This is a genomic window from Bacillus sp. NEAU-CP5, from assembly GCF_026420705.1.
Taxonomy (GTDB): Bacteria; Bacillota; Bacilli; order Bacillales; family Bacillaceae; genus Bacillus; species Bacillus velezensis.
This window is the reverse complement of sequence record NZ_JAPMOV010000003.1, coordinates 343,907-357,827: the sequence shown is the minus strand read 5'-3', so window position 1 is coordinate 357,827 and position 13,921 is coordinate 343,907. Positions and strand designations below refer to the sequence as shown.

General features: G+C 51.3%; 14 protein-coding genes. 13 read left to right on the top strand and 1 reads right to left on the bottom strand.

What is annotated here, in order from left to right; genetic code table 11:
• Nucleotides 1-2 precede the first annotated feature (2 nt).
• From OTK50_RS11845 to OTK50_RS11790, 12 genes are read left to right on the top strand one after another with little or no spacing between them, the layout of a single operon-like run.
• Nucleotides 3-1,142, top strand: coding sequence for a glycosyltransferase family 4 protein (locus OTK50_RS11845; protein WP_088461708.1), 1,140 nt, complete (start codon nt 3-5; stop codon nt 1,140-1,142).
• Nucleotides 1,139-1,981 carry a glycosyltransferase family 2 protein gene (locus tag OTK50_RS11840; protein WP_088461707.1) on the top strand — a complete coding sequence of 281 codons (843 nt, stop codon included), beginning with the start codon at nt 1,139-1,141 and terminating at the stop codon, nt 1,979-1,981. The genes OTK50_RS11845 and OTK50_RS11840 overlap by 4 nt, the downstream gene beginning before the upstream one ends.
• Nucleotides 1,974-3,110: a glycosyltransferase family 1 protein gene (locus tag OTK50_RS11835; RefSeq protein ID WP_088461706.1), complete on the top strand. Its 1,137-nt coding sequence runs from the start codon at nt 1,974-1,976 to the stop codon at nt 3,108-3,110. Before OTK50_RS11840 ends, OTK50_RS11835 begins: the two co-directional genes overlap by 8 nt.
• Nucleotides 3,111-3,113: 3 nt before the next feature.
• Entirely contained in the window at nt 3,114-4,217 is a 1,104-nt protein-coding gene (locus tag OTK50_RS11830) for an EpsG family protein (RefSeq protein WP_007613926.1), read from the top strand.
• 18 nt (nt 4,218-4,235) lie between these two features.
• Entirely contained in the window at nt 4,236-5,273 is a 1,038-nt protein-coding gene (locus OTK50_RS11825) for a glycosyltransferase family 2 protein (protein WP_088461705.1), read from the top strand.
• A 4-nt stretch (nt 5,274-5,277) separates the two neighbouring features.
• On the top strand, nt 5,278-6,354 hold the full coding sequence (locus OTK50_RS11820) for a polysaccharide pyruvyl transferase family protein (RefSeq protein WP_038459944.1): 1,077 nt from the start codon (nt 5,278-5,280) through the stop codon (nt 6,352-6,354).
• Nucleotides 6,351-7,385: a glycosyltransferase gene (locus OTK50_RS11815; RefSeq protein ID WP_088461704.1), complete on the top strand. Its 1,035-nt coding sequence runs from the start codon at nt 6,351-6,353 to the stop codon at nt 7,383-7,385. The genes OTK50_RS11820 and OTK50_RS11815 overlap by 4 nt, the downstream gene beginning before the upstream one ends.
• Nucleotides 7,382-8,899: an MATE family efflux transporter gene (locus OTK50_RS11810; RefSeq protein WP_224223838.1), complete on the top strand. Its 1,518-nt coding sequence runs from the start codon at nt 7,382-7,384 to the stop codon at nt 8,897-8,899. Before OTK50_RS11815 ends, OTK50_RS11810 begins: the two co-directional genes overlap by 4 nt.
• Nucleotides 8,896-9,504 carry a sugar transferase gene (locus OTK50_RS11805; protein WP_007407383.1) on the top strand — a complete coding sequence of 203 codons (609 nt, stop codon included), beginning with the start codon at nt 8,896-8,898 and terminating at the stop codon, nt 9,502-9,504. The genes OTK50_RS11810 and OTK50_RS11805 overlap by 4 nt, the downstream gene beginning before the upstream one ends.
• On the top strand, nt 9,501-10,148 hold the full coding sequence (locus tag OTK50_RS11800; protein WP_088461702.1) for an acetyltransferase: 648 nt from the start codon (nt 9,501-9,503) through the stop codon (nt 10,146-10,148). Before OTK50_RS11805 ends, OTK50_RS11800 begins: the two co-directional genes overlap by 4 nt.
• 4 nt (nt 10,149-10,152) lie before the next feature.
• Entirely contained in the window at nt 10,153-11,325 is a 1,173-nt protein-coding gene (locus tag OTK50_RS11795; RefSeq protein WP_088461701.1) for a DegT/DnrJ/EryC1/StrS family aminotransferase, read from the top strand.
• Entirely contained in the window at nt 11,304-12,269 is a 966-nt protein-coding gene (locus tag OTK50_RS11790; protein ID WP_088461700.1) for a polysaccharide pyruvyl transferase family protein, read from the top strand. The genes OTK50_RS11795 and OTK50_RS11790 overlap by 22 nt, the downstream gene beginning before the upstream one ends.
• A 13-nt stretch (nt 12,270-12,282) precedes the next feature.
• Here OTK50_RS11790 and yvfG read toward each other — a convergent pair whose 3' ends face one another.
• Nucleotides 12,283-12,501 carry a protein YvfG gene (gene yvfG / locus OTK50_RS11785; protein WP_003151570.1) on the bottom strand — a complete coding sequence of 73 codons (219 nt, stop codon included), beginning with the start codon at nt 12,499-12,501 and terminating at the stop codon, nt 12,283-12,285.
• A 77-nt stretch (nt 12,502-12,578) separates the two neighbouring features.
• Between yvfG and rpoN the strand changes: the two genes are divergently transcribed.
• Complete coding sequence (rpoN, locus tag OTK50_RS11780) at nt 12,579-13,889, top strand: RNA polymerase factor sigma-54 (RefSeq protein ID WP_224223836.1); 1,311 nt, start codon at nt 12,579-12,581, stop codon at nt 13,887-13,889.
• The last annotated feature ends 32 nt before the right edge of the window (nt 13,890-13,921 follow it).

The window sequence follows — 13,921 nt, the reverse complement described above, 5'->3', positions numbered from 1 at the left end:
AGATGACGAAAAAAGTATTATTCTGCGCCACTGTCGATTATCATTTTAAAGCTTTTCATCTTCCGTATTTTCAATGGTTTCAGGATATGGGCTGGGAAGTGCACGTCGCGGCAGGCGGCAATATGAATCTTCCGTTCGTTGATGAAAAGTTTTCCATTCCAATTCGGCGCTCGCCGTTTCATCCCGAAAATCTTTCTGTTTACAGGCGGCTGAAACGGCTCATTCAGGACAACGGCTATGACATGATTCACTGTCATACGCCGGTCGGCGGCGTGCTTGCACGCCTTGCTGCGAGACAAGCGCGCCAAAAAGGGACAAAGGTGCTGTACACCGCGCACGGCTTTCACTTCTGCGACGGAGCGCCCCTGAAAAACTGGCTTCTTTATTACCCGATCGAAAAATTTCTTTCTTCTTATACGGATTGTCTGATTACGATTAATGAAGAGGATTACGAACGGGCCAAACAAATGAAAAAAACAGCTTGCGGCGCGAAAAAAATACACGGTATCGGGGTGAATACAGACAGGTTTCGCCCTGTGAGCCGGGAAGAGAGTGAACGTCTGAGAGAAAAACACGGCTTCGGCGCCGGGGAATTTATTCTCGTATACCCCGCTGAATTAAACGGCAATAAAAACCAGGGACTTCTCATTGAGACTGCGGCACTGCTGAAGAACCGCATCCCGGAGCTGAAACTCGTATTTGCCGGAGAAGGCGCGATGGAAGCGCCGTACAGAAAAAAGGCTGAATCACTCGGTGTATCCGACATGGTGCGGTTTTACGGTTTTTGCCGCGATATTCATGAACTGATTCAGCTTGCTGATCTGTCTGTCGCCTCAAGCATCCGTGAAGGACTCGGCATGAATCTGCTTGAAGGAATGGCTGCCGAAAAGCCCGCCGTTGCCGCGGACAACAGGGGGCACCGTGAGATCATCGAAGACGGCGTGAACGGTTTTCTCGTGCCGGCCGGGGACAGCGCGGCGTTTGCCGATCGAATTGAAAAGCTGTACCGCTCCCCGGGGCTGCGAAAAGCAATGGGACAAAAAGGGCGTAGCACGGCGGAATGTTTTTCAGAAACACGTACGGTAAAGGAAATGGCGCACATTTACGCCGGTTATATGGATAAAAAGGAGAAAAGCGTATGAATGCAGGAGCACAACCGAAAATTTCCGTCATCATGGGAATTTATAATTGCGAAGAGACTTTAGCGGAGAGTATTGAATCCATCCTGAGCCAATCTTATAAGAATTGGGAACTGATTATGTGTGATGACGCGTCAACTGACGGAACGTATCAGATTGCGCGCCGTTACGCGGATCATTACGGCGACCGGATCACGCTGATTCAAAATAAGACAAATCAACGGCTTGCCGCTTCGCTGAACCGCTGTCTGACATACGCAACGGGGGATTATATCGCCAGGCAGGACGGTGATGACATCTCCAACCCGAGGAGACTGGAAAAACAGGCCGCTTTCTTAAACAAGCACGCCCACTATCAAGTCGTAGGCACGGGAATGCTCGTATTTGATGAATTCGGTGTAAGGGGCGCCCGGCTTTTGCCGCCCGTGCCGAAACCGGGAATTATGGCGAAAGGCACACCGTTCTGCCACGGCACCATTATGATGCGGGCTGAAGCGTACAAAGCGGTTGGCGGCTACCGGTCAGTCAGGCGGACGCGGCGGATGGAGGATATCGATTTGTGGCTGCGCTTTTTTGAAGCGGGTTTCCGGGGGTACAATCTCCAAGAAACGCTGTATAAAGTCAGAGAGGACAGTGATGCGTTTAAAAGGAGATCGTTTACGTATTCCATTGATAATGCGGTCCTCGTTTTTCAGGCATGCAGACGGCTGAAGCTGCCGCTTTCCCATTACGCGTATATCGCAAAACCGCTCATCCGCGCCGTTACGCCGCCCGCGGTCATGAACCGTTATCATAAAAACAGGGACATCCGCCAAAAAGAAGGGCTTGCCGAACATGACTGACAAACCGATACGGGTGCTGCACATCTTCAGCGGTATGAACAGGGGCGGCGCAGAAACGATGATGATGAATTTGTACCGGAAGATGGACAGAACGAAGGTGCAGTTTGATTTTTTAACCCATAGGAACGATCCGTGCGCTTATGATGAGGAAATTCTCGCTCTCGGCGGACGGCTTTTTTATGTGCCGAGCATCGGCAGCACAAACCCAGTTACATTTGTAAAACAGGTCAAGCGGGTGATTCAGGAAAAAGGCCCGTTTGCCGCCGTGCACGCCCATACCGATTTTCAGTCTGGATTTATCGCATTGGCCGCTCGTTTAGCCGGCGTCCCGGTGCGGATCTGCCATTCGCACAGTACGTCGTGGCGGGGGCGGGCGTCGCGGCTTGCCGGGATGCAGCTGTTTGTTTTCAGACGGCTGATCACGGCAAACGCCACGGCACTGTGCGCCTGCGGAGAAGACGCGGGCCGTTTCTTATTCGGGAAAGAAAAAGACGTGCATCTTTTGCCGAACGGCATTGATCTCGACTTATTTGCCGGCGGGTGCGCGGACACAGAAGCTGAAAAAAGGAAGCGGGGCATTGCAGACGGCCGTTTGGTGATCGGCCATATCGGCCGCTTTACAGAAGAAAAAAACCATGAATTTCTGCTCCGGCTGGCCGCTGATATGAAAGAGAGGGGCATCGGTTTACAGCTGATTCTCGCCGGAGACGGTCCGCTTCGCACCGACATGGAAAATCTGTCGGCGAAGCTGGGGCTTGATGATGATGTGCGTTTTATCGGCATAGAAGACCGCGTTCATGCCCTGCTGAAAACGCTGGATGTATTTGTCATGCCGTCTCTTTATGAAGGGCTGCCCGTCACGCTCGTTGAAGCGCAGGCCTCCGGGGTGCCGTGCGTGATATCAGACGGCATAACGGAAGAAGCCGATGCCGGGCTCGGGCTGGTCAAAAGGCTCAGCCTCAAAGAACCGCCCGGACAATGGGTATCCGCGGTTTTACGGGCAGCAGAGGCGGCAAAGCCTGACGGGGCGCGCATTAAAGAAACCCTCAGACGGCAGGGATATGACGCGGAAGAAAATGCGGGGGCTGTTATGAAGCTTTACAATATGAATTGGAAAAAGGAACAGTAACGAATGATTGTATACGTAGTCAATATGGGAATTGTGTATATTTGGTCATGGTTCGCGAAAATGTGCGGCGGGCGTGATCAATCGCTTTCGACCGGATACCGGCCGAATCAGCTCGTGATGATCGTTCCGCTGCTATCACTCGTATTGGTCTCCGGCTTGCGCTACAGAGTCGGGACGGATTTTCAGACGTACGCGCTGATGTACAAGCTGGCGGGAAATTACGGCAGCATTTGGGAGATCTTCGGGTTCGGAGCGAAAAAAGCAGCCGTTGATCCGGGGTTTACGGCTCTCATCTGGCTCATGAATTTTATCACGAAAGATCCGCAAATTATGTATTTCACCGTGGCGGTCGTGACGTGCAGCTTTATTTTAAAGGGGCTCGTTGAGTTTGGCCGTCCGTTTGAGCTGAGTGTGTTTTTGTTTTTGGGCACGTATCACTATTACGCTTCCTTTAACGGGATCAGGCAGTATATGGTGGCGGCCGTTTTGTTTTGGGCCGTCCGCTACGTGATCAGCGGAAGCTGGAAGCGTTATATGTCAATCGTGCTGCTGTGTTCGCTTTTTCATTCCTCAGCGCTGATTATGATTCCGGTTTATTTTCTCGTCAGAAAAAGAGCCTGGTCGCCCGCGATTTTCGGACTGTCGGCATTGTTTCTTCTTATGACGTTCCTGTATCAGAAGTTCATTTCGCTGTTTGTCGTTGTGCTGGAAAACAGCTCGTACGGCCATTATGAGAAATGGCTGATGACCAATACGAACGGGATGAACGTCGTAAAAATCGCGGTGCTGCTTCTGCCGCTGTTTTTGGCTTTCTGCTATCGGGAGCGGCTGCGGAAGCTCTGGCCTGACATTGATGTCATCGTGAATTTCTGTCTGCTCGGCCTGCTCTTCGGTCTTTTGGCGACAAAGGATGTTATTTTTGCCCGGTTTAATATATATTTCGGCCTGTACCAAATGATCCTGATCCCTTATTTTGTGAGGATTTTTGATGAAAAATCAAATGCGCTGATTTATATCGCCATTATTGTCTGTTATTTTCTTTACAGTTACTTGCTTATGCCGGTCGATTCGTCTGTGCTTCCGTACAGAACGATTTTTTCCCGGTAATGGACACTGGAGGTTTATATGGAAACACCCGCGGTCAGTTTATTAATTGCTGTGTATAATACGGAAACTTATTTAGAAAGATGCTTAGATTCATTGCTCAATCAGTCGCTCGCCAATATCGAAATCGTGGCCGTTAATGACGGGTCAACGGATCAAAGCCCGGCCATTCTTGAAACCTATCAGAAGCGGGATGAGAGAATCAGGGTCATTCATCAGCAAAACCGGGGGCTCGGCGCGGTCCGCAACAAGGGCATTGAGGCGGCGCGAGGCGAATTTATCGCTTTTATTGATGCGGACGACTGGGTTGAACCTGATTATTGCCTGCGCATGTATAAAAAAGCGAAGGCTGATCAGGCTGATCTCGTGATTTGCGAATATGCGGCCGAATTCGCGGATACGGGGAAAACCGCCGTTTCAACGATCGCTTCAGCGTACGAGGGCCGCCCGAAACAACTGTACCTGAAAGATTTATTTGAAGGAAGAGTCAGCGGTTTTTCATGGAACAAGCTGTACAAAAGAACCATGATCGAGCATCATCAGCTGCGCTTTCCGCTTCGTGATGAGCTGGAGCACGTGGAGGATCAGTACTTCAGCCTCAGGGCGCATGTTTTCGCAGGTGCGGTCTCGTACGTGGATCAGCCGCTCTATCATTACCGGATTCACTTGACTTCCATTGTGCAAAGCTATCAGAAAAAGCTGTTTGACTCAGGGCTCGTTCTCTATCGGCTGAACGAGGCTTTTTTGCGTGAAAACGGATGCTTACAGGAATACCGGCAGGAGCTGGATTTTTTCATCGTTCAGCACGGAACAGTCTGCCTGCTGAATGAATGGAAGCGGAATAACGGCGGCCGGTTTTCTGAGAAGTGGAAGAATATCAGCCGGATATGCGCTGATCCCGTGTTTCGCCTGAGCCTTTCCAAAACCGGAACGGCGCCGTTTGACGCCAAACGCTCATGCCTTCTGCTTTTGGCGAAGCTGAAGCTGATTCCGTTCGTGTCGCTGGCATCAGCCGCGTATCAGCGGGCAATCGAGTACAAAATGAAAATCAGAGGGTGAAGACATGTCGATACAATCTTTAAAAATCAATCTCGCAGAATGGCTTTTGCTTAAGGTCAAATACCCGTCCCAATTTCACTTCGGAACGGCAGCGGATGGGGCGGGGCTTACAGCGGCAAGAAAAAAGATCATTCTGACGCTGCTCCCGTCCCACGATAATCTCGGCGATCACGCCATCGCCTACGCAAGCAAAACGTTTCTTGAACGGGAGTATCCCGATTTTGACATTGTCGAAGTGGATATGAAGGATATCTACAGATCGGCAAAAGCGCTGATCAAAAAGCGCCACCCCGATGATATGGTATTCATCATCGGCGGCGGGAACATGGGGGATTTGTACAGGTATGAGGAATGGACGCGCCGCTTTATCATCAAAACATTCCGGGAATATCGGATCGTTCAGCTTCCGGCGACGGCTCACTTTTCTGAATCAAAAAAGGGACGGAAGGAGCTGAAGCGCGCCCGAAAAGTGTACAATGCGCATCCCGACCTTTTGTTAATGGCGAGAGATGAGACGACGTATCAATGGATGAAGCGTCATTTTCCCGGAAAAACAGTGCTCAAACAGCCTGACATGGTCTTATATTTGGATAAAAGCGAGCGGCACATCCCGCGGGAAGGGATCTACCTCTGTTTACGGGAGGATAAGGAGAGTGCGCTGACGGCTGAGGACAGAACGATGGTAAAAGAAGCTTTGGCAAAAGAGTACGGCGAGCTGCATTCCTTTACCACGACGGTCGGCCGGAGGGTCAGCCGCCATACACGTGAAAAAGAGCTGGAGGCGCTTTGGAATACGCTGAAAGGCGCGGAAGCCGTCGTCACTGACAGGCTTCACGGGATGATTTTTTGTGCGCTGACGAAAACGCCTTGTGTCGTCATTCGTTCGTTTGATCATAAAGTGATGGAAGGCTATCAATGGCTGAAAAACATACCGAACATGACATTGCTTGAGCGTCCAGACCCTGAAGCTGTAACGGCCGCCGTAAACCGGCTGCTCAGCGGCAAGCATGAGGAAGGCGGTTCTTTGCGCAGTGTTTATTTTGCCGGGCTGCGCTCGAAAATCAGCGGTGATGCCCAATGACCGAGCCGCTTGTGAGCGTGATCGTGCCGATGTATAAGACAGAGCCTTTTATTAAAGAATGCGCGGTTTCTTTAACAAAACAGACGCTGAGAGACATCGAAATCATTTTCGTCAATGACGGTTCACCGGATCAGTCAGGCCGGATTGCTGAACAATTCGCCGCAGAAGATGCGAGAATCCGGGTGATTCATAAAGAAAACGGCGGCCTCAGCTCGGCCCGCAATGCCGGAATAAAAGCCGCCCGCGGCCGTTATATCGGTTTTGCGGACGGCGATGACTATGTGACGGAAACGATGTTCGAAAGGCTTTATGAAGAAGCGGAGAAGAACCGGCTGGATATCGCCGGCTGCGGTTATTATAAGGAAACGCCGTCTAAAGAAAGAACATATATGCCGCCGTCCATTCCGCCGGGCCGCGTCTTCACAGCGGATGAAATGACTGCATTGCTGACCCGCGCGCACGAACATCGGTTTATTTGGTATGTGTGGCGCTATATATACCGGCGAGAATCATTGCAAGGACTGTTGTTCCATGAAGATATCCGGTTTGCCGAGGACTCTCCGTTTAACTTGGCAGCGTTCCGCCAAGCCGCGCGTGTCAAAGTGATAGACGAAGGGCTGTATATCTACCGGGAAAATCCGCAAAGTCTTACAGAAACACCGTTTAAGCCCCACTTAGATCAAGAACTGCAAAAGCAATATGCAGCGAAAATGGCTTTTTATGAGGCCAACGGGCTGACGGACGCCTGCCGGAGCGATATCGATACATATTTGTGCAAGCATCAGATTCCGATGCTGATCGCCAACGCATGCGCCGCCCCGCAGCTGTCACATCAGATTACGGCGCACATCGGCAGAATCTTAACGTATGACATGGTAAAAACGGCGGTGCGCAGCACGCCGTGCCGCCATAAACAGCTGCTGGCGGGGGAGCGCGTGGTGCTCGGCCTGTGCAAAATGCGCCTTCCTCTTCTTCTGCATGCGTTTTTCGAACGGAAATCGAAAGAGAAAGGCAGTGCGGAAGGAGCATGAAATTTGCCATTAATTTCGGCGCAAATGTGACTGCGTTTTTACTATCGGTGTTTTTATCAGTGTGGATGACGCCCTTTATTGTGCAAACATTAGGTGTGGAGGCTTTTGGGTTTGTCCATCTGACACAGAATATCATTAACTATTTCTCTATTATTACCGTTGCGCTGAGCTCTGTCGTTGTGAGGTTTTTCTCCGTCGCCGCCCACAGGGGGAACAGGGACGAGGCCAATGCGTATGTAAGCAATTATTTAGCCGCGTCTGTCGTGATATCTCTATTACTCGCTGTGCCGCTCGCCGGGACGGCTTTTTTTATTGACAAGATTATGAATGTACCGGCCGGGCTCTTAACGGATGTGAGGCTGTCTATCGTAATCGGCAGCGTGCTGTTTATGCTGACGTTTTTTATGGCGGGATTCGCGACGGGGCCGTTTTTTGCCAACAAGCTTTATATCACAAGTTCCATTCAGGCCGTGCAAATGCTGGTCAGGGTGCTGTGTGTGCTCGCCCTGTTTACGTGTCTGCCGCCGAAAATCTGGCAGATTCAGCTTTCGGCATTAGCGGGAGCCGTCTGTGCGGCCGTGCTGACTTTTTTCTTCTTTAAGAAATTGATTCCTTGGTTTTCTTTCAGCCGTAAAACCTTGTCATTACACACGAGCAAAGTGCTGTTTTCGGCCGGTGCCTGGAGTTCTGTCAACCAGATCGGCGTGCTGCTGTTTCTGCAGATTGACCTCATGACGGCCAACCTTGTGCTGGGGCCGTCTGAAGCGGGTGTCTATGCGGCGATTATTCAATTCCCGCTCCTGCTCAGAAGTCTTGCCGGGACGCTTGCTTCACTGTTTGCGCCGGTTTTGACTTCCTACTATTCAAAAGGCGATATGGAAGGCCTCCTGTCTTACGCCAATAAGGCTGTGCGGATGAACGGGCTTCTGCTCGCGCTTCCCGCCGCATTATTAGGAGGGCTTGCCGAACCGTTTCTGGCGATTTGGCTGGGCCCGTCGTTTGTGCAGACGGCGCCGCTTTTATACATTCACGCCGCGTATTTGGCGGTCAGTCTCTCTGTCATGCCGCTTTTTTACGTATGGACGGCTTTTAATAAACAAAAAACGCCCGCCGTCGTTACTTTATGTTTAGGCGGACTGAATGTCATATTGGCCGTGGTTCTCAGCGGACCGGCACATCTCGGGCTGTACGGCATCACCATTGCCGGGGCTGTCTCCCTCATTTTGAAAAATGCCGTCTTCACGCCGCTGTATGTTTCGCATATTACGGGCTTTCAGAAAACCGCGTTTTACAAAGGCATGTTCGGACCGTTGGCGGCGGCCGTATTTGCCTGGGCCGTCTGCCGGGGTATCCGGCTGTTTTCACCGCTTGACAGCTGGGCCGGCCTGATCGCCGCGGGGCTTGCCGTATGCATAAGCTATGCCGCATTCGCTTTTTTCTTCATTTGTACGAAAGAAGAAAGGCGGCTTGCTTTACAGAAATGCCGAAAAGTGAAAGGAGCTGTTCAGATTTGAAGGCGAAACGTGTATTTGATATAGCGGCCGCGGTGTTGTTATTGTGCGGCGCGAGCGTCATCCTTCTCTTCGCCATGGCAGCCGTCAGATGCGCCATCGGGTCTCCGGTATTGTTCAAACAGACGAGACCGGGGCATAACGGGCGTCCGTTTACGTTGTATAAACTCAGAACGATGACGGATGCGCGTGATGAAAACGGTGTGCTGCTTCCGGATCATCTCCGTCTGACCAAAACGGGAAGGCTGATCAGAAAACTGAGCATCGATGAGCTTCCCCAGCTTTTTAATGTGCTCAAAGGCGATATCAGTCTGGTCGGCCCCCGCCCTCTGCTGATGGATTATCTGCCGCTTTACACGGCGGAGCAGGCGCGGCGGCACGAGGTGAAGCCGGGGATTACGGGCTGGGCGCAGATTAACGGGAGAAACGCGATTTCATGGGAGGAAAAATTCAAGCTCGACGTGTGGTACGTCGACAACCGCACATTTCTTCTCGACTTAAAGATTCTGCTTTTAACCGTGAAAAAAGTTCTCGTGTCAGAAGGCATACATCAAGCCGGCCATGTGACGGCAAAGCGCTTCACAGGCAGCGGAGATATGTCATCGTGAAAAAGGTCGTGCTGATCGGAAACGGCGGACACGGAAAAGTCGTGAGAGAAATCGTGCAGGCCCGTTCCGATATGGAGCTTGCGGGCGTATTGGATGACGGATTCAGCGGTTTTGCCGTTCGGAACGGTTTATATACGGGCCGGACGAAAGACGTGCACATGCTTCGGAAACTCGTCCCCGAGGCCGTATTCACGATATGCATCGGCCGCAACGGCGTCAGAAAGCAGTTCGCTGAAACGCTTCGGCTTGAAGATGACGATTATGCCGCACTCATTCACCCCGGGGCGATCGTCAGTGAAACGGCTTCCGTCGGACACGGAACGGTTGTGATGGCGGGCGCCGTCATTCAGGCGGGCGCTGACATCGGCGCCCATTGCATCATCAATACGGGGGCGGTTGCCGATCATGACAATGCAATCGGAGATTACGTCCATCTTTCACCGCGCGCGGCGCTTGCCGGCGGAGTGAAAGTCGGGGAAGGAACGCACATCGGAATCGGCGCGTCCGTCATACCGCAGATTGACATCGGCCCTTGGTCCGTTATCGGCGCGGGGGCTGCGGTTATCAGCCGAATTCCCGGCCATGTGACGGCGGTCGGCGTTCCGGCCCGCATCATCTCCCCTATCCATAATGAAAAAGGATGATTTCATGCAAACAAACAAACGGATTTATTTGTCTCCGCCTCATATGAGCGGAAAAGAACAGGAATACATTGCACAAGCTTTTCGTTCCAATTGGATTGCCCCGCTCGGTCCGCTCGTCAATTCGTTTGAAGCGCGGCTCGCGGAATATGCGGGAGTGAAAAGCGCGGCGGCCGTAAGCTCGGGAACGGCCGCCATCCATCTTGCCCTGCGGCTTGCGGGTGTGAAAAAAGGAGACGCTGTATTTTGTCCTTCCTTTACGTTTGTCGCCACGGCGAATCCGATTGTGTATGAGCAGGCTGAGCCAGTGTTTATTGATTCGGAATGGGAGACGTGGAATATGTCGCCCGATGCGCTTGAGCGGGCGCTGCGGGATGCAAAGCGGCGCGGCAGACTCCCGAAAGCGGTGATCGCCGTCAATCTTTACGGCCAAAGCGCGAAAATGGATGAATTAACGAGCCTTTGTGACGCATACGGCGTCTGTCTGATTGAAGACGCTGCCGAGTCCTTAGGATCAACATATAAAGGCAGGCAGAGCGGCACGTTCGGCCGTTTCGGCATTTATTCCTTTAACGGCAACAAAATCATTACAACATCGGGAGGCGGCATGCTCGTGTCTGACGATGAAGCCGCGATTGAAAAGGCGAAGTTTCTTGCGTCACAGGCGAGAGATGCCGCCGTTCATTACCAGCACAGCGAGCTCGGGTATAACTACAGGCTCAGCAACATTCTCGCGGGCGTGGGGATATCGCAGCTGGAAGTGCTTGAAGATCGCGTCCGGGCGAGGAGAGAAATCTTTCACAGGTATCGGGAAGCGCTGGAAACGTATCCGGGCATCCGCATGATGCCGGAGCTTGAAGGAACGGTTTCAAACCGCTGGCTGACGGCTCTGACGCTTGATAACGGCGTGACGCCGGAAGAAGCAGTCGCCTGTCTTGCGGAACAGAATATTGAGGCCCGGCCGCTGTGGAAACCGCTGCATACGCAGCCGCTTTTCTCATCTTCCGTCTTTTATCCTCACAGCGAACATGAGCGTGTCTCTGAGAACCTTTTCAGCCGGGGCATCTGTCTGCCGTCCGGGTCTGACTTGTCTTCTGAGGATCAGCAGCGTGTCATTGACGCACTTGCGCAACTGTTTGAAACGAAAGGGGAGAAAACATGGACAGCCGCCATGTTATGAGCCGATTAAAAGAAACGCTGACGGGGCTGCTCAGCGTTATACCGCCGCAATCTGACATCATATATGCCGACTATCCCCTCTACGGAAATGTAGGGGATTTATTGATTATGAAGGGGACGGAGGCGTTTTTTAAAGCGCACGGCATTCGCGTGAAACAGCGCTGGAATCCCGACAATTTTCCATTCGGGCGCCGGGCGGACAAAAAGACAATCATCGTCTGTCAGGGTGGCGGAAATTTCGGGGATCTCTATCCGTACTATCAGACGTTCAGGGAAAAAATCGTCAAATCCTTCCCGGAAAACAGGATCGTCATCCTGCCGCAATCCATCTATTATCAGGATGAGACACGGCTGCAAAAGACAGCGGCGCTTTTTGCGGAGCACAAGGATCTCCACCTGTTTACGAGAGATCATGTGTCACACGAGACTGCGAAACGCTTTTTTTCGGCGAATCATATCGGGCTTATGCCTGATATGGCCCATCAGCTGTATCCGATGGCGGCGTCAGCGGCTCCGTCACGCGGCAGGCTTCATTTTATCCGCACGGATGGGGAAATCAATCCGAAGCTGCAAACCAATTCTTCCGTTAAAAGCTGGGACTGGCAGGATGTGCTGTCAGCAAGCGACCGCAGGGGAATCGCTTTTTTTCAAACACTGAATGTTTTGAATAAAAAAGCGGGAAACCCGCTGCCGATTGCGCGGTTTTGGAAACGCTATACCGATTTCTTAACAAAGAAAGCGGTCCTGTTTTTCAGCAGATACGAATCGGTGGAAACGTCAAGGCTTCACGGTCACATTCTGTCCTCGCTTCTCGGGAAACCGAATACCGTCATTGATAATTCATACGGGAAAAACGCCAACTACTATTACACCTGGATGCACGAAGCGCCGGATGTCCGTCTGATCGGGGAAACCGCCGGCACGAAGGAAAACCTTCCGCTTTGAATGAGCGGAAGGTTTATTTTGTTTCTCCGCGTTTTACTTTGTTGTACGCCTCATCCAAATGCTGAATTCTTTTGAGCACAACCGAGTTTTTCGTCAGCTGATCCTGAACAAGGGTTGAAACGACGGAACGGTAATAGCTGTTCATCGCATGAATTCGGTCTTCATTCGGATTCATTTCAATGTGCTGTGTAAAGTTTTCAATAAAATAAGGAACAGAAAAAAGTTCTGACATCTATAAAGCAACTCCTTTTAATAAGTATATACGGTATGAAACCAATCATGTACAATGAAAAAAGGGGAGTGAGCATGATGGATATCAAACTTCAGCAAACACAAATGTTAAAGCCTCAATTAACGCAAGAGCTTAAACAGGCTATCACATTACTCGGATACAATTCCGCGGAACTGGCCGGATATATTGATGAGCTCTCACTGGAAAACCCTCTGATTGAACGAAAGGAAACAGACACGCCGCCACTATCTTACCATAAAACAAATAAAAACAGGATGAAAGAACGGGACGGAAGCCAGCAGATCAGACTTACCCGCAAAACGCTGCAGGATTCGCTCAAACAGCAAGCCTTAGACATGAAGCTGTCCGATGATGAGAAAAAAATTTTCAATTATCTGATACATTCATTGGATTCAAACGGATATTTAAAAGAGGATATACCAGCCGCCGCCGACCATGTATCCGCTTCACAAGAGGAGACGGAAGCGGTTCTGAAAAAGCTTCAATCCCTTGAGCCCGCGGGAATCGGCGCCCGGTCTTTGCAGGAATGCATCCTTCTTCAGCTCCGCCGTTTGCCCGAGCGGAACGAACAGGCGGAATGGATTGCCGAAGCCTATTTTGAGCTATTTGCAAGAAAGAACTGGAAAGCGCTTACACTAAAAACGGGCATTCCGCTTAAAGACATTCAGGACATCGCCGACATAATCAGCGCGCTTGATCCGAGGCCGGGGCTCCGTTATGCGCATGAGGAGCCGGGTTTTTACGTGGAACCGGATATTTTCATCACAGTGAAAAACGGCATCATTCAAGCGCGGCTCAACAGCCGTTCGTTTCCTGACATCCAGCTTCATACCCATTATCAGCCGCTCTTGTCAGCTGCCGGGTGCCGTGACACGAAAAATTATCTGTCGGCAAAATATCAGGAATGGCGCTGGCTGAACCGGGCTTTGTCGCAAAGAAAACAAACGATCACGAGAATTATCGGCGTCCTGACTGAACGGCAGGAATCCTTTTTTCTCACAGGAAAAAGCGGAATGCAGCCGCTGACCTTAAGAGAGGTGGCGGAAACGCTGGAGCTCCACGAATCAACGATCAGCCGGGCAATCAAAGGGAAGTACGTTCAGACGCCGTACGGACTGTATGAAATGAAAACATTTTTCTCGGCGAAAGCTGAATCATCGGGGGACGGCGGCGCCTCCAATTATGCCGTGAAAGCGCATCTGGAGGCATTGGTCGGTAAAGAAGATAAAAAGAAACCTTTTTCAGACCAAAAGCTTGCCGATCTGCTGTATGAACAATATGACATCCGAATCTCAAGGCGCACCGTCGCCAAATACCGTGACCAATTAAATATTCCGCCGTCATCGGCGAGAAAACGGTACAGCTGAAACCTCCCCGAGCCAAACCCCGGGGAGGTTCT